15 protein-coding genes, 1 tRNA gene and 2 rRNA genes (1 of these 18 running past the window's edge) are annotated in these 19907 nt (G+C 61.9%); 11 read left to right on the top strand and 7 right to left on the bottom strand.

The window, feature by feature from the left end:
• Positions 1 to 76: 76 nt before the first annotated feature.
• The gene (locus JHW44_RS01460; RefSeq protein WP_089343896.1) at positions 77 to 799 is read right to left on the bottom strand and encodes an SDR family oxidoreductase; all 723 of its coding nucleotides are present in this window, start codon (positions 797 to 799) and stop codon (positions 77 to 79) included.
• A 120-nt stretch (positions 800 to 919) separates the two neighbouring features.
• Here JHW44_RS01460 and JHW44_RS01455 point away from each other — a divergent pair, with 120 nt between their 5' ends.
• Positions 920 to 1825, top strand: coding sequence for a LysR family transcriptional regulator (locus JHW44_RS01455; protein ID WP_089343897.1), 906 nt, complete (start codon positions 920 to 922; stop codon positions 1823 to 1825).
• Between the two features lie 247 nt (positions 1826 to 2072).
• On the opposite strand, the gene JHW44_RS01450 is transcribed toward JHW44_RS01455, so the two are convergent.
• Positions 2073 to 2852: a hypothetical protein gene (locus JHW44_RS01450; protein WP_245846982.1), complete on the bottom strand. Its 780-nt coding sequence runs from the start codon at positions 2850 to 2852 to the stop codon at positions 2073 to 2075.
• Positions 2853 to 2879: 27 nt separating this feature from the next.
• Positions 2880 to 3983: a site-specific integrase gene (locus tag JHW44_RS01445; protein WP_089343898.1), complete on the bottom strand. Its 1104-nt coding sequence runs from the start codon at positions 3981 to 3983 to the stop codon at positions 2880 to 2882.
• A gap of 137 nt (positions 3984 to 4120) precedes the next feature.
• Between JHW44_RS01445 and JHW44_RS01440 the strand changes: the two genes are divergently transcribed.
• The 7 genes from JHW44_RS01440 (at position 4121) to JHW44_RS01410 (ending at position 12924) form a co-directional block, all read left to right on the top strand.
• Positions 4121 to 4576: a MerR family transcriptional regulator gene (locus JHW44_RS01440; RefSeq protein WP_089343899.1), complete on the top strand. Its 456-nt coding sequence runs from the start codon at positions 4121 to 4123 to the stop codon at positions 4574 to 4576.
• A gap of 27 nt (positions 4577 to 4603) precedes the next feature.
• On the top strand, positions 4604 to 4849 hold the full coding sequence (locus JHW44_RS01435; RefSeq protein ID WP_245846983.1) for a hypothetical protein: 246 nt from the start codon (positions 4604 to 4606) through the stop codon (positions 4847 to 4849).
• Entirely contained in the window at positions 4846 to 5175 is a 330-nt protein-coding gene (locus tag JHW44_RS01430; RefSeq protein ID WP_089343900.1) for a hypothetical protein, read from the top strand. Before JHW44_RS01435 ends, JHW44_RS01430 begins: the two co-directional genes overlap by 4 nt.
• Positions 5176 to 5178: 3 nt before the next feature.
• Positions 5179 to 7788 (top strand): PriCT-2 domain-containing protein, encoded by a 2610-nt coding sequence (locus JHW44_RS01425; protein ID WP_089343901.1) that lies wholly within the window; start codon positions 5179 to 5181, stop codon positions 7786 to 7788.
• A gap of 102 nt (positions 7789 to 7890) precedes the next feature.
• Positions 7891 to 8400 carry a hypothetical protein gene (locus tag JHW44_RS01420; RefSeq protein ID WP_089343902.1) on the top strand — a complete coding sequence of 170 codons (510 nt, stop codon included), beginning with the start codon at positions 7891 to 7893 and terminating at the stop codon, positions 8398 to 8400.
• Positions 8390 to 10198 (top strand): phage terminase large subunit family protein, encoded by a 1809-nt coding sequence (locus tag JHW44_RS01415; RefSeq protein ID WP_245846985.1) that lies wholly within the window; start codon positions 8390 to 8392, stop codon positions 10196 to 10198. Before JHW44_RS01420 ends, JHW44_RS01415 begins: the two co-directional genes overlap by 11 nt.
• Positions 10186 to 12924: a DNA methyltransferase gene (locus JHW44_RS01410; protein WP_143811444.1), complete on the top strand. Its 2739-nt coding sequence runs from the start codon at positions 10186 to 10188 to the stop codon at positions 12922 to 12924. Before JHW44_RS01415 ends, JHW44_RS01410 begins: the two co-directional genes overlap by 13 nt.
• On the opposite strand, the gene JHW44_RS01405 is transcribed toward JHW44_RS01410, so the two are convergent.
• Positions 12921 to 13916, bottom strand: coding sequence for an HNH endonuclease (locus JHW44_RS01405; protein ID WP_089343904.1), 996 nt, complete (start codon positions 13914 to 13916; stop codon positions 12921 to 12923). The genes JHW44_RS01410 and JHW44_RS01405 overlap by 4 nt on opposite strands.
• 133 nt (positions 13917 to 14049) lie before the next feature.
• On the opposite strand from JHW44_RS01405, the gene JHW44_RS01400 reads away from it, so the two are divergent.
• The 3 genes from JHW44_RS01400 to JHW44_RS01390 are packed head-to-tail and all read left to right on the top strand — an operon-like array spanning position 14050 to position 17478.
• The gene (locus JHW44_RS01400) at positions 14050 to 15462 is read left to right on the top strand and encodes a phage portal protein (protein ID WP_089343905.1); all 1413 of its coding nucleotides are present in this window, start codon (positions 14050 to 14052) and stop codon (positions 15460 to 15462) included.
• Positions 15455 to 17266 carry a prohead protease/major capsid protein fusion protein gene (locus JHW44_RS01395; RefSeq protein ID WP_089343906.1) on the top strand — a complete coding sequence of 604 codons (1812 nt, stop codon included), beginning with the start codon at positions 15455 to 15457 and terminating at the stop codon, positions 17264 to 17266. The genes JHW44_RS01400 and JHW44_RS01395 overlap by 8 nt, the downstream gene beginning before the upstream one ends.
• Before the next feature lie 2 nt (positions 17267 to 17268).
• The gene (locus JHW44_RS01390) at positions 17269 to 17478 is read left to right on the top strand and encodes a phage head-tail joining protein (RefSeq protein WP_089343907.1); all 210 of its coding nucleotides are present in this window, start codon (positions 17269 to 17271) and stop codon (positions 17476 to 17478) included.
• A gap of 295 nt (positions 17479 to 17773) precedes the next feature.
• On the opposite strand, the gene JHW44_RS01385 is transcribed toward JHW44_RS01390, so the two are convergent.
• The 3 genes from JHW44_RS01385 to JHW44_RS01375 form a co-directional block, all read right to left on the bottom strand.
• A tRNA-Met gene (locus JHW44_RS01385) sits at positions 17774 to 17850 on the bottom strand.
• Positions 17851 to 17923: 73 nt separating this feature from the next.
• Positions 17924 to 18038: ribosomal RNA gene (rrf, locus tag JHW44_RS01380) — 5S ribosomal RNA — on the bottom strand.
• Positions 18039 to 18131: 93 nt separating this feature from the next.
• Positions 18132 to 19907: ribosomal RNA gene (locus tag JHW44_RS01375) — 23S ribosomal RNA — on the bottom strand; it runs 1057 nt beyond the window's last position.

The following is a 19907-nucleotide window of genomic DNA, read 5'->3' as shown; positions in this document are numbered from 1 at the left end:
CGACGGTGATCCCGGAGCGGAACTGCAAAAGCGCAGGATGCCCGTCGCAGCCATTGCCACTGCGGGCATCCCGAACTCAGGCTGGTTGCCGCGTCGCTGCGACGACCAACTCGCGAATGTTCACATTCTGCGGTTGATCATACATGAAGGCTGCCGCCCGCGCGATGTCATCTGCCACAAGAACACCGCCCATCGCGTCCTTCCAGGCCTCGTAACCGTCCTTGATCTCCTGACTGGTGGTATGGGACAGCAATTCCGTGTCCACGGCCCCCGGACAGATCGTCATGACCCTAACTCCGCTGTCCGAGACCTCTTCGCGGACATTCTCGCTCATGGCGGATACTGCAAATTTCGTACCCACATAGGCCGCGTGATTGGGAAATGACTTTCGTCCGGCAATCGAGCTGATGTTCAGGATCGTGCCACGGCCACGGAATTTCATGTCCGCCAGGACCGCCTGCATGCCGTTCAGCAATGCCAGGACATTCACATTGAACATCCGCTGCCATTCTTCGGGATCCTGGGTTTCGATCTGGCCCAGCAACATCACCCCGGCATTGTTCACCAGGCAGTCGACCGGACCATATTCGGCCTCGGCCTCTTTCAGCGCGGCACGAAAACTGGCCGTATCGGTGACATCAACCGCCCGGCACATCGTATTGGGCAGATTCAGAGCTGCAAGCCGTTCGACCCGCCGCGCGACCAGCAACAAGGGATGGCCTGCCTCGGAGAAGCGTTTTGCAATGGCCGCACCGATGCCCGAACTTGCACCGGTGATGACGATAAGTGGTTTGGTCATGTCGCTCTCCTGAGTATCGACAGCGGTCGTGGTTGCCGCGGCCTCTTGTGTCCGGACATGACCTATGCGCAGATATTAAGCTGATCTATGGCGTTAATCTGAAATCATCGTTCGGTTATCATGAACAATATTTCATGGCGTGGTATCCGCGCCTTCATCCTCGTGGCCGAACATGGCAGTTTCACCGCCGCCGCCGGAGTTTCACGCTATTCCAAGGCCAATCTTTCACAACTGGTCAGTGACCTTGAGCTGTCTCTTGGCGTTCAGCTTCTGGTCCGCACGACACGCCGGCTTCGACTTACCGAGGTCGGCGAAGGATATTTCCGTCAGTGCAAGCAGGCGATGCTGCAACTTGATGCTGCGTCGGATTGGGCGAGGCAATCGACACGCACGCTGAAGGGGGATATCCGGATGAACTCTGTCGGCGGGTTGATCGGTGAAGATCTGGTCGCGCCGCTCATCATGGAATTTCAGGAAGAACATCCCGAGGTGTCGGTTCGGCTGGATTTCTCCAGCCCTCGCGTCGATCTGATCGAACAGCATTACGATCTTGTCGTCCGGATGGGGGATCTGCCTGATTCATCGCTGATGGTGCGAGGACTTCACCGTATTCGCACGCGCTATGTCGCGAGCCCAGCCTTTCTCGCCAAACATGGCCCCATAGTGAGACCGGCGGACCTCGAGGCCGTTCCATTGATTTATGGCAGCGTGGAGCAATGGCTGCTGAAGCGCGGCCACCAGCGCCACGTGGTGCAGGTCAACAGGGGGCTGAACATTGCCAGCGGCCGCGTGATGCTGCGCGCTGCCCGATCGGGGCTTGGCGTCGCGCGTCTGGCAGACATCTATTGCCAGGCCGATCTTGCTACTGGGGCGTTGGTTGAAGTACTGCCTGACTGGTCAGAGGAGACCCAGCTTTCGCTGGTTTGCCCACCACTCCGCCATCAACTTGCGCGTGTTCGGGCATTGATGTCGATGATCAGCGACAATTTCGGCTCCAGATACCTGTCGGCTTTGCGCGGGTTCTGAGCCATTCTCCCGTCATTGACACGAGTTTGAACGCGTCATGTCCCTGCCATTTGGCGGGATTTCGGAATATTTTTATTACTTATTCTGGTTGCGGGGGCAGGATTTGAACCTGCGACCTTCAGGTTATGAGGCAACCCGGGGAAGTCTGAATAGTTTCGCAAAATCAAAAAATTAGAGCAATTTTGAACTCGCAACGTCATCCACGTGTCGCACGGAATAGACGCAACACGTTGGGAACGAATGGGAACTACGAAGCCAGAGCCGCCTGAACCGCTTCTCGCGCCTTTCGCCCCAGTGCAGCACGGTCATGATCGTTCACGCCGAGCCAGTTGGGGATCAGGGCTCCTTGCGACGCAAAATGCTCGACATGCACGAAGGTGATGTCTCCATCGGAATAGGCGACCTCGTTCACTGTCCTCCACTTTCCCGGGCGCGCTGCCTCAACCAGCTTTCGCGCGGCCCGGACATAGTTGAGCTTCGTGCCCAAACCGAACATGACGACAAGCCGGGTCCGTGACGGCAACGCGCCGAGGAACTGCGAAGCACAGTTCGTCGCCACCTCGTTCCCGAATGGCGTGGCCATGAACTTGTCGAGCATGCCGCCACCCGAGCCTTTCCAGGCTTGAGCCTTCTCGTCGTAGCGCTCGACAGTGCATCGAACGAGCGAACCGAAATGGAATCGGCCATTCCTGTCGGAGATGAGGCGGTCGACCATTCCCCTGTAGTCACCATTCGTTGGCGTCGGGACGACGCCGATGTGCGAGAGGATCTTGCCCACGGCCGTGCGCGATCCTTTGTAGGCAATCTCGTCGTGAGGTGAACTCGCCAATGCGCCGGCTTGCGTCGGCCCCTTTGAGAACCCCAGCACGACAATTTCGGGCTCCACGCTGCCCCACGCGAGCGGGTTCGAAGTAATCCGCCATGTGCGGTCTGGCGACTCGCGTCTAGTCTTGTCGAAATCGGAGGCCGTCGCGGGCGCGAAGCAACGCACGCAATTCACGCGACCGTGCGAGGGAAGGCAGCTCATTGGAATTCCTGTCGTTTTCTCTGACAGCTATCCAAGCACGCGCTGCTCCACAAGAACCATCGATTTCTGGTGGTCGGGCGACGGGAACAGGTGGCCGTAACGCTCCATGGTCATCTGAATCGAGGAATGACCGGCGAAGGTCATCACCTCCTTGATGGAAAAGCCCTGCTCGATCCAGAGCGACACTGCGAAATGACGCAGGTCGTGCCAGCGCAGCTTCACACCGACCTTCGCCTGCAGCTTGCGGAACCGGGCCTGCGTCCTGGTGTGCTGGAGGACGCCGCCCCGCGGTGCCGGGAACACCAGCCCAAGGTCGCTCTTCGGGCAGCGCAGCTTCCAGCGGCGCAGGGCGTTCAGTACCATCGGCCCGGCGGGGATGTCGCGATAACCCGCGCGCGATTTCGGCTCGCCCATCTGGTTGTAGGCATCGGCGCGCTGGCGCACGTGGATGAAGCCCTTCTCGAAATCCACGTCCTGCCAGCGCAGCCCGCGCAACTCCGAAGCGCGCAGGCCGGTCAGGGCCGAGACAATCAAATGCGGCTTGAAGTCCTCGTCGGCAGCCTCGATCAGCGCGCGGATCGTCTCCTTCGAGGGCACCGGCGCCTTGTAGTCGATTCGGCTCGACTTGATCACCCGCACGCCTTGCGCGGCGTTGGTGAAGAGCTGGCCGTTGTCGATGGCATGGTCGAGGATGAGCTTGAGGACCGACAACGCGCGGCGCGTGAGATGTTCGGACCGGCCGTTCAGCAGCAGCCGGTCGCGGAACTCGTTCACATGGCGGCGGGTCAGCTGGACGATCAACTTGTCCCCGATCCCGACCTTCGCATCCGTGATGTGCAGTCGGACATAGTCGCTGTAGCCGCGAAGCGTGGTGCGCTCCATCCGCCGCCCCGTCTTGCAGCGCATCTCGCAATGGTCGAGCCACGCCTTCGCGGCATCGGCCACGGTGATGCTCTCGCTGTCGGCCAGATAGGTGTTGTTGGCGACCAGCGAGCGGACCTTCACAAGGTAGACATCGGCATCCTTCCGGCGCGGGAACAGCTTCGATCGGCGTTTTCCGGCCTGGTCAGTGAAATCCACCTGCCAGCGCACCAGGCCCGAGGGCAATGTTCGCTTCCGGATCGTGGCCATTTGCGTCCTCCAACGCTCAATCACGCTCTGCTTCGCCGGGAAGGCAAGTCCATAATTTTGCAGTCTAGATAATACCATTGACAGTTCGTCGGAGGTCATCTACCCATAGCTCAAACACACTGTCAAAGGTTATCGTCATGGACCAGGAATTCACGATCCAGCAGATCGCGGACGCGGCGCAATTAACCCGCTATCAGGTCGAGGCATGGATCTCGCGCGGACACTTCAAGCCCGAGAATCCTGTTGAGCCGGGCAAGGCGAGGAAGTTCACCTACGAGGATGCCATCGTTCTCGGCGCGGTTGCCGAGTTCAGCCGCCTTGGGCTCTCGCCTGCGGTCGTCTCGATGCACACGGCGCAGCTGCAGTTCCGCGAAGAGCGTGGAGCGCTGTTCGTGATCAGCACGATCTGCCGGCAGGTCAGCACCACGGAGGCTGACCCGGACATCGAGGGCGAAATCGACATCACCTCGGGTAGCATTGTCCCGACCGCCGAGATCGCCAGCATCGTCGCCGATCCAAAGGTTCGCGCCTTTGCGGTGGTGAACCTCGAGCAACTCGAACACCGCGTGAAGGCGTCCCTCGGCGTCGCCTGAGGCCAATCAGAAACTTCGGAGGACAACATGCAGGAGCATTTGCGGGCTGGACCCGCCACGGGAGAGGTTTGCCCGACGCTGGCCGAGGATCTTCTGCGGGGCGCGGACGCCATCGCGCTCTTCGTCTTCGGCGACGCGAAGGAGCGGCGGAAGGTCTATTACTACGCCAGCGAGGCCAAGGTGCGGATGCCCACGTTCCGCATGGGCAACGTGATCTGCGCGCGCAAATCGCGGCTTCTCGAATGGATAGAGCAGCAGGAAGCCGCGCGATGAGCGATTTTCGCAACCCGTTTTCGACTGACGAACATGTGTTCGTGGACAACTGCCTTCGCAACACCCGCGATGCTCTGATCCACGTGATGGCCTCGGCAGTGCCCGGCACCCCGACCTATCGCGAGGCGGATCGGACCCTCGCAGCGTTGGACCGGCTGCGCGCCGAGCTTGATCACGACCTGCGCGGGACCACCTCCTGGGAGCGCGACCCACGTGGTCTGACCAGCAAGGTCTACTACGGCCTCGTCAAGTTCATCGGCAGCCCCGAAGCGGCCGAAGATCATGCACAGGATGACTTCGCCGCTTGGGTTCTGGACGGAGAGTAAGCCATGGAGGACGCCATCCGCACGACAAAAGACACGACCCACAACGATGCGTCGGCGGATGCGTCCGCCAACGCGCTCGCCCCTGCGGCGCCCGAGGATCCGACCGAACTGCGCCTGCAACTGCATCGCAACGGCTATCGCCCGGTGCCGGTGCTGGGCGCACATGTCGCCATGAAGGCCGCGGGCAAGCGGCCGATGATGAAGGGCTGGGAGACGGTCTGTGCCAACGCCGACGAAGCCGAGATCGCCCGCTGGACGAAGGCGCAGCGCAATTGCACCAACACCGGCCTGCTCTGCGGGACACTGGTCGGCATCGACATCGACGTGCTCGATCCCCAGCATGCCCGACAGCTGAGCGGCATCGCCACCGAGATGCTTGGCCCGACGCCCGCATGCCGGATCGGGCGCGCGCCGAAGATCCTGCTGGCCTTCCGGACGGACGCGCCCTTCGACAAGATCCAGACGCCCGAGTTCCACATGCTTGGCGGCACGGTGGCGCGCGTCGAGATCCTGGCGACCGGGCAGCAATTCGTGGCCTTCGGCATCCACCCGGACACGAAGGCGCCCTACTATTGGCCCGAATGCTCGCCGCTCGATGTGCCTCTGCATGAGTTGCCGACAGTCACCAAGGAGCGGTGCGCGGCGTTCATCGCCGCGGCCGAAAAATATCTGCGCAAGGTTGGCGGGTGCAGCACCGCTGACCGCCGCGAGATCGAGCGCGAGGGTCGCAAGGCCGCCGGGCTCAAGCGGAATCAGGCCCCGTCGCGCGAACTGGTCGAGGAAGCCGTCGCCCACATTCCGAACGACGATCTGCCCTACGACGACTGGATCAAGGTCGGACTCGCACTCTACGCCGCACTCGGGCCTGAGGGGCGCGACCTGTGGGAGAGCTGGTCGGCGCAGGCGGGCAAGAACGATCCGGGATACACTGCCGAAAAATGGGACAGCTTCTCGACCGTGCGCAGCGTGACCGTCGGCACGCTGTTCTGGCTCGCACGACAGAACGGATGGCGCGCCGCGCGGGTGGAGCGGGTGCGAACCTCGCGCGCTCGCATTTCAGACGGCCAGGATGCCGACGATGACGACGGAGACGGCCGCCCGGTAATCCGCATCTTTGCGGGCTTCCTGCATCGGGCCGTGGACATGGCCGAGGGCGCGCTGATGCAGGCGGGGCTCGGTTACTATCAGCGCGGCAGCATGGTGGTGCGTCCGGCGATGGTGCCGGTGGCAGTCTCGGACGGGCGCACGGTCGATGCGCCGCGTTTGGTGAGCGTCAAGGCGCACCACATGGCCGAGACCTTCACCCGCGCGGCGAATTGGAAGAGGTTCGACAAGCGCGAGGGCGAGTGGTTCAGCACCGACTGCCCGCACAGGATCGCGGAAACCTTCCTGGCGCGCGAGGGCCAATGGCGATTGCCGGTGCTGACCGGGATCATCAACTGCCCGACCCTGCGCGCCGACGGCTCGATCCTCGACCTGCCTGGCTACGACGCGCAGACCGGGCTGCTGTTCGATCCGCAGGACGCCCATTTCCCGGCGCTGCCGCGCGAACCCGACCGCGCCATGGCGTTGCGCGCTCTGGCCTATCTCAAGGATCTGATCTCGACCTTCCCCTTCGTGACGGAAGGAGATCGCGCCGTGGCGCTCTCGGCCATCCTGACCGCGCTGGTGCGCCGCTCGCTGCCCACGGCCCCTCTCCACGGCTTCAACGCGCCGACCGCGGGCACTGGCAAATCCATGCTCGTGGACCTCGCGAGCCTGATCGCCACCGCCCGTCCCGCGCCGGTGATCGCGCAGGGCAAGTCCGAGGAGGAAATGGAGAAGCGGCTGGGCGCGGCGCTGATCGCGGGCGATGTGCTGATCGCCATCGACAACTGCGAGGAACCCCTGGGAGGCGAGCTTCTCTGCCAGACCATGACGCAAACGAGCCTCAAGGTCCGAATCCTTGGCAAGTCCGTGAACGCCGAGGTGCCGAGCAACGCGGCCATCTTCGCCACCGGCAACAACCTCACCTTCGAGGGCGACATGACCCGCCGCGCGCTCCGCGCCACGCTCGACGCCGGGGTGGAGCGGCCAGAGCTCCGCGCCTTCGACCGCAATCCCCTCGCCATGGTGAGCGAGAGGCGCGGTGACTACGTCTCGGCCGGGCTGACCATCCTGCGCGCCTTCCACATCGCCGGCCGACCGCAGCAGCGCGCGCCGCTCGGCTCCTTCACCGATTGGTCGCGCTGGATCCGCGACGCGCTGATCTGGCTGGGTGAGGCCGACCCCTGCGACACGATGGAGGAACTTCGCGGCGCCGATCCGAAGCTCGAGGCGCTGACCGCTGTCCTGGAAGGCTGGCGCGAGGTGATCGGCCTGCAACCGGCCAGTGTTCGCGACGTGATCGAGCGTGCGACCGAACAGCGACCGCAGCTTTATGGCCGCGCCGAATTCGTGCACCCCGAGTTCCGCGAGGCCCTGCTGCGGGTCGCGGGCGAAGGCGGCGCGATCAACGGCAGGCGGCTTGGGCGCTGGATCGGGGCACACCAGAACCGGATCGTAGGCGGGCTGCGCCTCGTCAACGGACGGCGACGCCCGGCACGCTTCGCGAAAACTTCAGAACCGTCGTGAATGGCAGGGATCATTGGATTGCGAACCGCCGGGCGGTTCCTCCTGCGCACATTCGTATGTGGGGACCCGCAGCGCATTGGTCCGCCAGCGTGAGGGCCGAATATGCCTAAACTCAACGATGCCGAGACCAAGACCGCCTTCGCCGCCCGCGTCGGGCTGACCAAGGGGCGCATCTCGCAACTGGTGGCCAAGGGGCTGCCGGTCCGCGCAGACGGGCGCATAGACGTCGCTGAGGGGCTGGCCTGGATCGAGACCAATCTCGACCCCGCCCGGCGCAACAAGGGCGGCGCACCCACCGCGACCACCCGCACCGCCACGCTGGCCGAGGCGAAGCGGCTGCACGAGATCGTCAAGGTCCAGCGCGCCCGGCTGGCCTATGAGCGTGAGCAGGGCAAGCTGATCGACGCCGAGGAGGCGCGGCGCACGGTCTTCGCGCGCGCCCGTGCCGAACGCGACGCGCATCTCGCCTGGGTCCAGCGCACGGCGCCGCTTCTGGCCGCCGAGCTCGGCGCCGACCCCCGCGCCACCTTCACCGCCCTCGACCGGATGATGCGCGAGCATCTCGAACATCTGGCCGACATGCCCTTGGGGAGCTTCGGTGATGGTTCCTGATATCGATCTCGCCTGGCGGCGCGGCATCCGCCCCGAACCGCCGATCCCGGTCTCGGAATGGGCTGACCGGCATCGCATCCTGCCGCCCACCTCGGCCGAGCCCGGCCGCTGGCGCACAGACCGCACGCCCTATCTACGCGAAGTGATGGATGCGCTGTCCACGTCCAGCCCCTATGAGCGTGTCGTGCTGATGAAGGGCGCGCAAACCGGCGGCTCGGAAGCCGGGCTGAACTGGCTGGGCTACATCATCCAGAACGCGCCCGGCATCGCCATGCTGGTCATGCCTTCGCTGGACATGGTGCGCCGGAACACAACCGTCCGTATCGACCCGCTGATCGAGGCCACGCCCGCCCTGCGCGAACTGGTCGCCGCGCCCCGATCCCGCGACGCCGGCAACAGCCTGTTCCGCAAATCCTTTCCGGGCGGCCAGTTGGTGATGACCGGCGCGAACAGCGCGGTGGGCCTTCGCTCCACGCCGGTGCGCTACCTGTTCCTCGACGAGGTGGACGGCTATCCCGGCGATGCCGATGGCGAGGGCGATCCCGTCGATCTGGCGATCCAGCGCACCGCGACCTTCCGGGGCCGGCGCAAGATCTACATGGTGTCCACGCCCACTCTGAAGGGTCATTCCCGCATCGAGGCGGCCTTCGAGCAGAGCGACCGGCGCTACTACCACGTCCCCTGCCTGCATTGCGGCGACATGGCCCCGATCACCTGGGCGCGCATCCGCTGGCCCGAGGGGCGGCGCGACGAGGCGTATCTCGTCTGCGAGGCCTGCGGTGGTATCCACCACGAGCACGACAAGCCCCGCCTGCTGGCCGCGGGCGAGTGGCGCCCGACGGCCGAGGGCGACGGCCGCACCGCGGGCTTCCACCTCTCCGCGCTCTACTCCCCGTGGGAGACATGGGCCGAGATCGCAGCCGAGCACGGCCGCGTCCGCAAGGATCCCGCCCGGCTCCAGGTCTGGGTCAATACCAAGCTGGGCGAGTCCTGGGAGGACCAGGCGGGCGACACCGTGCCGGCCGACCCGCTCATGGCGCGCCGCGAGGACTGGGGCGAGGCGCTGCCCGCTGGCGTCGCCGTGCTGACCGCAGGCGTCGACGTGCAGGGCGACCGGATTGAGGTGCAGATCCTCGGATGGGGCCGCGACGAGGAGGTATGGGTCATCGACTACCGCGTGCTCTGGGGCGACCCCTCCGGGCCGCGTCTATGGTCCGATCTCGACATGGTGCTGCACGCGACGTTCCCGCATCCGTCGGGGGCGGAGCTGCCCGTGCGCGCCGCCGCAATCGACACCGGCGGCCACCACACCAAGATGGCCTACGAGTTCTGCCGCACCCGCCTCGCCCGCCGCATCTGGGCGATCAAGGGCCGCGGCGGGCCCGGCATTCCGGTGTGGCCGCGTCGCCCCACCCGCTCGAACAAGGGCAAGATCCCGCTGTTCATCGTCGGCGTCGATGCCGTGAAGGACGCCGTCTATGCCCGCCTGCGCCTCACCGAACCCGGCCCTGGGGCGATCCACTTTCCCCGCCGCCTCGATGCAGAGTATTTCCGCCAGCTGACCGCCGAACGCGTCGTCACCCGCTTCGAGCGTGGCCGCCCGATCCGCTCCTGGCAGCCGAAGCGCGACGGCGAGCGCAACGAGGCGTTGGACACATTCGTTTATGCCACCGCCGCTCTGCACGGCCTCATCAGCATGGGGCTCAGGCTGAACGAGGAGGTGGAGGGGGTAGCGTCGGCGCCGGTTCGGCCCGGCACTGTGGCAGCGGGGGTGATCCGATCGCCTTGGATGGAATAGCCTGCAAAGCGATTTCTCAGTGGACGCTCCGCACACCCAATGGTACCTACAATCAAAATGAACAACTCGGAAACGTGGGGCAAGCAGTGCAACATCACAAGACGATCTACTTTTCCGACTTGGCGGGAAATCACCGGGGCCGCCGCGGGCTTACCGTCGCCTTTGGACCCGACGACGGCGACCTTTTCAAGAGCGTAGAGCATCTAAGCAGTGCAAGGCTGCGAAAACTCATCGGTGTCGACAGTTTCGGTGAACTCGAACGCGCCGCACGGGATGCGCGCACAAACATCAACCATTTCTGCAAGATTCGACTCAGCGAGCATGTAGCTTCTGGTCTCTTGACCGACGAAGGGGCATTCAAAGATCCACTGCAGGTAACGTTCGCAGGCGGCCGCCACGATCCGCTGCACAACTGGTTTCCTTATCTTGAAGGCTACTCCCCAGACTTCGTATGGGAAGTGTATAGCCGATACTGCGATGGCGCAGAGCGTGTCCTAGATCCATTTGCTGGATCTGGAACGACACCAATGACCATCATGGGCCTCGGGAAAACAGGACTTTTCTCGGATGTGAACCCACTGTGTATCCATGTGATCAAGGCAAAGTCGCTAGCGCGAACCCTCAGTCAAGAGAAGCGTAGTGAATACGCGGAGAAGCTTTTGACGCTCGTAAAGGTTGCCAAGGACAAAGCGGCGAACCATCCGAGGCATGAAAAGCTGGATGTAAGCTATCGCGCGACCTTCGGAAAGAGCGAGTTTTTTTCGCCAGAGCAGTACGAAGCCATTCTTCGCGTTCGCAGCATCTTAGATCGAATTGGCATTTCCGGTGTTCGCCAACTCGCTGAGGTAGCGGCGATCCGCAGCCTTATTCCGGCTTCGCGCCTCATTCGTAGAGGCGACCTCCGTTTCAAACGTGAGGCTGAGGAACGACGCGGAACTGAGAACTTCATTGAAGCTTTCAGCGCCTCTCTCGAACTGATCGCAAACGATCTCCAAGAATTGACGCCCTCGGATGGCTCAATCCATCAGGTGGGAATGAGCGCGCTCGAAAATCGATATGACGACAACATAGATGCCATTATCACCTCTCCACCATATCTCAATGGAACAAACTACTTCCGCAACACTAAAGTCGAACTGTGGTTTCTCGGGTATCTCAATTCGAAAGCGGATCTGAGCGCATTTCGAGAGCAGGCGGTTACGGCAGGCATCAACGATGTGACAAAAGGCAAGTCTAATCGGCGCGATGGCAGGTTTGAGTCTAGGAAGCTCGACGAGATCGTTAGAGAAATTGCTGAATGCGCTTACGATCAACGCATACCAGCAATGGTGCGCACCTACTTTAACGACATGCATGAGGCGCTCCGTCCCGCCTTCGCCGCGCTGACGGAGCATGGCCGTGTCTGCATTGATATTGGAGACAGCGTCTATGGCGGCGTCCATGTGCCAACTGATCAACTGATCGTTGAGATTGGCGAACGCCTTGGCTTCAAGTTGAAAGACGATGTGACGCTTCGCGAACGCATGTCCCGAAATGGACGAAAACTTCGGCAATCCCTAATTGTCCTTGAGAAGCCGTCCAAAGGTCGTGTGGAGCGCATATCCACGCGCTCGAGGTGGCAATCGTTCAGAACGAACTTGCCACATCGGAAACCCGGAATGGCCGCTCGAAATTGGGGAAACAAACTCCACTCACTTTGCTCGTACCAAGGAAAGCTGAAGCCCGCGATTGCATCCAGCCTTGTGGATATCTTCGTCGGCGATGACGGTTCCATGCTGGATCCATTTTCTGGCGTGGGCACTATAGCGTTTGAGGCTTCTCTGCGCGGCGCAGCCTCTTTCGCGCTTGAGATCAGCCCGTCAGCTTTTCGAATCTCCCACGCCAAACTTTCCCGTCAGAGCCGATCTGACATTGAGGATGTCCTCGAGAAGCTCGAAGCCTTTTTGAGCGACTACCGGGCTAGCGATTTCGAAATGGAGCGCGCACTGCAGATCAGATTCAACAAAACGCTTGACGAATATTTCCACCCAAGAACTCTCAATGAAATTCTCGGCGCCAGGAAGTTCATGGCATTAAACGATTGCTCATCCCCTGCTGTATCATTCGTCCATGCCGCTTTACAGCATATCTTACACGGAAACAGGCCTTATGCCCTTAGCCGGCGATCCCATCCATTGACGCCATATGCTCCAACAGGGCCGTTCGAGTATCGGAGCCTGATGGAACGGCTTCGGGCCAAGATCGAACGCAGCCTTGACGTGGATATTGGAGATAGGTTTCGCGAGGGTCACGTTTGGCAGATGGATGCGACGGATCCTTGGCCCGGTGAAATCAACAACATCGATGCAGTAATCACTTCCCCACCGTTTTTTGACAGCACGCGCTTCTATCTCGGAAACTGGATGCGCCTGTGGTTTTCTGGATGGGAGGCTGAAGATTTCAGAATCCAACCACAGAAGTACATCGATGAACGCCAGAAGACCGGGTTTGATGTCTATGAGCCGATCATTCGACAATCCCGTGAACGACTGAAGCCTGGAGGCTTCTTGGTGTTTCATCTCGGAGAGAGTAAAAAGTGCGACATGGCCGAAGAAATTGAGAAGATTGCACAGCCGTTCTTCAGAACGTTCGACGTATTTTCGGAAAGCGTCGAGCATTGTGAAAAGCACGGCCTCCGAGACAAGGGATCCGTTACAGCGCACCAGTATCTCGTACTTCAGAGCTAGCTGGCAGCGCTGCCGAGTTGCTTGTCTGCTTGCTCAACGATGCTCTGAGAAATTGAAGTCGATACAGAGAAAAAATCGAATCCTGTCATTTTGAGGATTCGGTTTCTTACCTTGATGATCTCATCGATGTAGGCGGCGTACTTTGCCAGCAACTGATCGACGAACACCTTGTTTTCCAGTGCATTGAGAGCATCTGGATTGATATGTGCAGGCCCCAGAAGTGTCTCATAAGGTACACCCGTACTTATCGCCAAGCGCTTCAACTCTGCGTCGGAATAGTACTCGCTGGGCCAGCGACCAGATTTTTCTCCGTTGTGGCGCCCACATAGCAACGTAGCATTGTCTGTGGTTAACGGCCACAGGAGTGAAACCGGAAGCGTGTGATCCAAATGGCCCTCCTTCGGGTCGCTCAGATCGCATCCACACTTAAAGCACTTGTTGTCGAACCTTTTGCGGACCTGCCCACTATCAATCTTTCCTGGTCCAGCGATGTCAAGATATAGACGCCTCTTTTGCGCAGCTTCTCGGTGCTGATCGGTTATCCGTGTTTGATTCTTGATCCCATTGTAGACTGTTTTGCAGAGACGGCACTCGCCTTGCCTACCTGACCTCCGTGAGGCATGTTTATGGAATGCCTCTAACGGCTTTAGCGCATTACAGATGATGCAGTATTTGTACTGCATCGCCTCAGCAACATAGTCGTCAATCAGGATTTCGAACGACCCATCTTCAATTTTTTTGTTCGTGGTCGTATGCAACAGCTCGTAATCATAGAACTTTTGGGCGTCGCCCGTCCGGTGCACATACCCGCACGCAGGGCACTTAATCTCAAAATCTTCACCCAGCGTGTCTTCTCGGACTGCTATGATCTCTTGGCACTCCGGGTTGAAACATTGAAATACCTTGAAAACGACGTCCCCCATGTCTTTGACATGGGCTGCCCGCACTTGGTCGAACTTTTTGACTTTGGTGTATGCCGTGCGTCTCGCCATAGCGCTCATTCTACTGGCGGCAATCTTCAAGCACAATCCGGAAGGGAGTACACGTGGGGGCGGGAGGCTGCCTCTTGGGTTTCCCAAACATTCCCAATAGCTTGAGGGTCCGTTTCGGGCGATTCTTTTGCCCATGCGCACGTTCCTCCATCGCCTTCTCCGCCTCGCGCGGGCTCGTAGCTTTGACGCTGCGAGCGGCGGCCGGCGTTGGGAGAGCGCCAAGACGGTCGATGGGCTAAACGCCGCAATCTTGGCGGGCGCGACCACGGCGGCGCGGCGGGCCGGGTGGTATGCGCGGAACAACCCATGGGTCGCGGCGGCGATCGACAGTCTAGTCGGCAATGTCGTCGGCGCCGGAATCAAACCGCAATCCACCCATCCCAACCGCGCGGTGCGGGAGCGGCTGCAGGCGCTCTGGCTGCGCTGGACGGATCACGCCGCCCCGGATGGGCTGGCGGATTTCTACGGGCTACAGGCCATGGCCGTGCGCGCGATGGTCGAGAGCGGCGAGAGCTTCGCCCGGCTGCGCGTGGCCAGCGACACCGCCAGCATCCCCCTCCACCTCGAGCTTCTGGATCGCGAGCAGGTTCCAATGGACCTGCACCGCGAGATCGGCGGCGGGGCGCGGATTCGCGCGGGCATCGAGTTCGATGCCGCCGGCCGGAGGGTCGCCTATAGGGTGCTGTCCTCCCGCCCGGGCGATCCGCTGGGAACTCTCCGCATGGACCCGCTCCGCGTCCCCGCCGCCGATTGCCTGCACCTGTTCAAGCCGCTCGCCGCGGGCCAGCTGCGCGGCATCACCTGGCTCGCGCCGGTGCTGCTGCGGCTGCACGAGCTTGACCAGTTCGAGGACGCCGCCCTCGTGAAGGCGAAGGTCGCGGCTCTGTTCACCGGCTTCATCACCGATCCCGACGGCACGGCGGGCGGGCTCTCGGGCACCAACACCGGCGGCGCGCTGACCGTGGGCATGGAGCCTGGCAGCCTGATCCCGCTGCCGCCCGGCGCCGACATCCGCTTCTCGAACCCGACCGAGCACGACGCCTACGCGCCCTTCGTGAAGAACCACCTGCGCGCCGTCGCGACGGGGCTGGGCTTGCCCTATGAACTGGTCTCGGGCGACCTGGAGGGCGTCACCTATTCCTCGATCCGGGCGGGGCTGATCGAGTTCCGCCGCCGTGTCGAGCAGCTCCAGCACAACGTAGTGGTTCACCTTTTCTGCCGCCCGGTCTGGGAACGGTTCGTGCGGCTCGCGGCGCTGACCGGCGAACTTCCCGCGCGGGACTTCGACCGCAACCCGGACGCCTATCTGGGCTGCGAATGGCTGCCGCCGAAGTTCGATTACGTCGATCCGATGAAGGACGTGCAGGCCGAGATCCTGGCGATCAATGCCGGGCTCAAGAGCCGGTCCCAGGCGATTTCCGAACGCGGCTACGACGCCGAACAGGTCGATGCCGAGATCGCCGCCGACCTCGAGCGTGCGGAGGAGCTGGGGCTGAGTTTCGACCAGTCCGTGGCGTCGCAACGGAAGGAGGCCGGAAATGGCTGACACCGTGGAACTGCACACCCGCCGGGCGTCGCTCCGACCACAGACGGTCAACGTTGAAGAACGCAACGTTGAAGTCGTCTGGTCCACCGGCGCGCCCGTGCGCCGCCGCGACATGGCGGGGCCATACATCGAACGGCTGAGTCTCGCACCTGAGGCCGTGGACCTGTCGCGCCTTGAGGGGGCCAGCGTCCTTGACGCACACCGCCAGACCGCGGTGCGCGATGTGCTTGGCACGGTCCGCAGCGCCACCGTCGATGGCAAACGCGGCACGGCGCTCATACAGTTCTCGGCCCGACCCGAGGTGGAGCCGGTCTGGCAAGACGTGCTGGCAGGCATCCTGCGGCATGTCTCGGTCGGCTACACGGTCGAGGAATGGTCCGAGACCACCGAGAACGGCGCGCGCGTGCTGACCGCCGTGCGCTGGACGCCCCACGAGATTTCCCTGGTGCCGACGCCCGCCGACCCCGGTGCCCATATTCGCATGGAGACAGAGATGACCGACACGACCACCCGCGAGGGTGCCGACAAGGCGCCCACCACCGAGACCCGCGCCGAGGCGAATGCCGAGATCCGATCCATCGCCCGCATCGCAGGGCTGGACCAGTCCTGGATCGACGGCCAGATCGACGCCGGGGCCGATCCCGACACCGCCCGCCGCGCGGCTTTCGAGGCTCTGGCCAAGCGATCCGCGCCGGCGATCCGCACCGAACAGGTCCGCGTCGAGATAGGCGAGAGCCAGGATGACCCTGCAATCCGCGCCCGCCAGATGGGCGAGGCGCTCTATGCCCGCATCAATCCGCGTCACGAACTGAGCGAACCCGCCCGGCGTTACGCCTATGCGACGCCCGTGGACATGGCGAAGGAGCTGCTGACCCTGCGGGGCGAGTCCACCATGGCGCTGTCGCCAGCGAGTCTCGTCACCCGTGCGCTGCACACCACTTCGGACTTCCCCATCATCCTCGGGGACACGGTGGGCCGCGTCCTGCGCGACGCCTATCAGGCTGCCCCCTCGGGCATCCGCCGCCTCGGTCGCCAGACAACGGCGCGGGATTTCCGCTCGGTGAACAAGATCATGCTGGGCGAGGCGCCGCTGCTGGAGAAGCTCGACGAGCATGGCGAGATCAAGGCCGGGACGATGGCCGAGGCGCGGGAGGCATACAAGGTCGAGACCTGGGCACGCAAAATCGGCATCACCCGGCAGGTGCTGGTCAACGACGACCTTGGCGCCTTCGCGGACCTCGCCCGCCGGATGGGCCAGGCCGCCGCCGAGACCGAAGCCCGGATCCTCGTCACCCTGCTGGAGGCGGGAAACGGCAATGGACCTACGATGTCGGACGGCAAGACCCTGTTCCATGCCGATCACGGCAACAAGGCCGGCACCGGGGCTGCGATTTCCGACGCGACGCTGTCGGCCGCTCGGCTGGCGCTGCGCACCCAGAAGGGCATCGAGGACCGCACGATCCGGGTGACGCCGAAGCACCTGCTGGTCCCGCCCGCGCTGGAGACCACGGCCGAGAAGTGGCTGGCCTCCATCGCGCCTGCGACTGCTGCGGATGTGAACCCGTTTTCCGGGTCGCTCTCGCTGGTGGTCGAGCCGCGTCTGACCTCGCCTACGCGCTGGTATGTCACCGCCGAGCCCGGCGAGATCGACGGGCTTGAATTCGCCTATCTCTCGGGCGCCGAGGGCCCGCAGGTCGAGAGCCGGTCCGGCTGGGACGTGGATGGCGTCGAGATCCGGGTGATCCTCGATTTCGGCGCGGGCTTCATCGACCACCGCGGCTGGTTCATGAATGCGGGCGCGTAAGCATGGCCGACCTCGCCCAACTCAGCGCCTGGCGGGACGCCCTGATGGCGGCGCGCTACCGGGGCGTCCGTACCGTCGAATACGAAGGCAAGCGCATCACCTACGCGAGCGACGGCGAGATGGCCTCGGCGCTCGCGGACCTCAACCGGCAGATTGCTGGAGCGACCGAGCGCATCTCGGTCGTCCGCATCCAATCCTCGAAAGGGCTCTGATCATGATATCGCGGCAGTGGCCGTATGATCCGCGACAAAACGCGTTGTCGGCTGCAACGCGTTTCTCCGCAAGCGGAGCCGAGCCCAGCCGGCCCCAAAGAGCAAGCTCCGTCGGCAGTGAACGCCTTGCGAACATCGCCGTTGCCCGGGTCGCATCCGTGTCGCACGGAGGAATCGGGGCCGGTCGTAAGCCTTTGGAATCTTTGGGGAGTGATCGGGACGGGTTTGCGACGCGGCGCGACACGCAAAAGCCGCCCGGAGGCGGCTTAAGTGTTTGACATCTTGTCAGAAATTTTGGTTGCGGGGGCAGGATTTGAACCTGCGACCTTCAGGTTATGAGCCTGACGAGCTACCGGGCTGCTCTACCCCGCGCCATTTCCGCGCGTATTTGTTCAGATTTGCGCGTATTTTTTGATCGTTTAGAGAGATACTCGTTTCTTTCCAGGTCTGGCGGTGACCTACTCTCCCACGTCTTGAGACGCAGTACCATCGGCGCAGCGGCACTTAACGGCCGAGTTCGGGATGGGATCGGGTGTTTTGCTCGCGCTAGGGCCACCAGACCAGGAAAGAAACGATCAGCGTTGATCCCGTTTCATGGGGATTAAGTTGTCCAAGGATGCTTTTTGGAGAAGACAGTCTGTCTTCTTCCGGATCAAATCAAGCCTATCGAGCCATTAGTACCGGTCAACTGAATGCATTGCTGCACTTACATCTCCGGCCTATCGACGTGGTGGTCTTCCACGGCTCTCAAGGGAGACCTTGTTTTGAGGGGGGCTTCCCGCTTAGATGCCTTCAGCGGTTATCCTGTCCGTTCATAGCTACCCAGCACTGCCGTTGGCACGACAACTGGTCCACCAGTGGAACGTTCACCCCGGTCCTCTCGTACTAGGGGCAACTCCTCTCAAGTCTCCAACACCCACGGCAGATAGGGACCGAACTGTCTCACGACGTTCTAAACCCAGCTCACGTACCTCTTTAAACGGCGAACAGCCGTACCCTTGGGACCTGCTCCAGCCCCAGGATGAGATGAGCCGACATCGAGGTGCCAAACGATGCCGTCGATATGGACTCTTGGGCATCATCAGCCTGTTATCCCCAGCGTACCTTTTATCCGTTGAGCGATGGCCCTTCCACTCGGGACCACCGGATCACTATGGCCGTCTTTCGACTCTGCTCGACTTGTCAGTCTTGCAGTCAGGCTGGCTTCTGCCATTGCACTCAACGAGCGATTTCCGACCGCTCTGAGCCAACCTTCGCGCGCCTCCGTTACAGTTTGGGAGGCGACCGCCCCAGTCAAACTACCCGCCACGCAGGGTCCCGGATCCGGATAACGGACCGCGGTTAGACATCAAGAGTGCGAAGGGCGGTATCTCAAGGATGGCTCCACGGGAACTGGCGTCCCCGCTTCAAAGCCTACCGCCTATCCTGCACATCGCAATCCTGATGCCAGTGCGAAGCTGTAGTAAAGGTGCATGGGGTCTTTCCGTCTAACCGCGGGAAGTCTGCATCTTCACAGACAATTCAATTTCGCTGAGTCCACATTTGAGACAGCGGGGAAGTCGTTACGCCATTCGTGCAGGTCGGAACTTACCCGACAAGGAATTTCGCTACCTTAGGACCGTTATAGTTACGGCCGCCGTTTACCGGGGCTTCAATTCAAGGCTTGCACCTCTCCTTTTAACCTTCCGGCACCGGGCAGGCGTCAGACCCTATACGTCGCCTTGCGGCTTCGCAGAGCCCTGTGTTTTTAGTAAACAGTCGCCACCCCCTGGTTTGTGCCCCCGACCAACAGTTGCCTGCCAATCGGGCCTCCTTCTCGCGAACTTACGGAGGTATTTTGCCGAGTTCCTTAAATGTGGTTCTCTCAAGCGCCTTGGTATTCTCTACCAGTCCACCTGTGTCGGTTTAGGGTACGGTCTCATGGAGGGCTATTTCCAGGAACCCCTAAGCAGCCCGATCAATCCGTTAAGATCGAACTACCCTCGGGATCCGTCACCATCTCCTGGCCCAGGAATATTAACCTGGTTCCCATCGACTACGCCTTTCGGCCTCGCCTTAGGGGCCGGCTTACCCTGCTCAGATTAGCTTTAAGCAGGAACCCTTGGACTTTCGGCGACAGGGTCTCTCACCCTGTTTGTCGCTACTCATGTCAACATTCTCACTTCTGATCACTCCACCGGTTGCCTCACGGCCCGGCTTCACAGTCAGAACATTGCCTCCGTAACCCATTGCTGGGCTAAAGAGGCAGCGTTCTATATCACAGAACGCTCCGCTACCACGCACAACAAGTGTGCATCCAAAGCTTCGGCTCGTGGCTTGAGCCCCGTTACATCTTCGCCGCAAGACCTCTTGATTAGACCAGTGAGCTGTTACGCTATCTTTAAAGGATGGCTGCTTCTAAGCCAACCTCCTGGTTGTTTTGGAAGTCT

The organism is Paracoccus seriniphilus, from assembly GCF_028553745.1.
GTDB classification, from domain to species: Bacteria; Pseudomonadota; Alphaproteobacteria; order Rhodobacterales; family Rhodobacteraceae; genus Paracoccus; species Paracoccus seriniphilus.
This window is presented reverse-complemented; position numbering and strand designations above follow the sequence as displayed.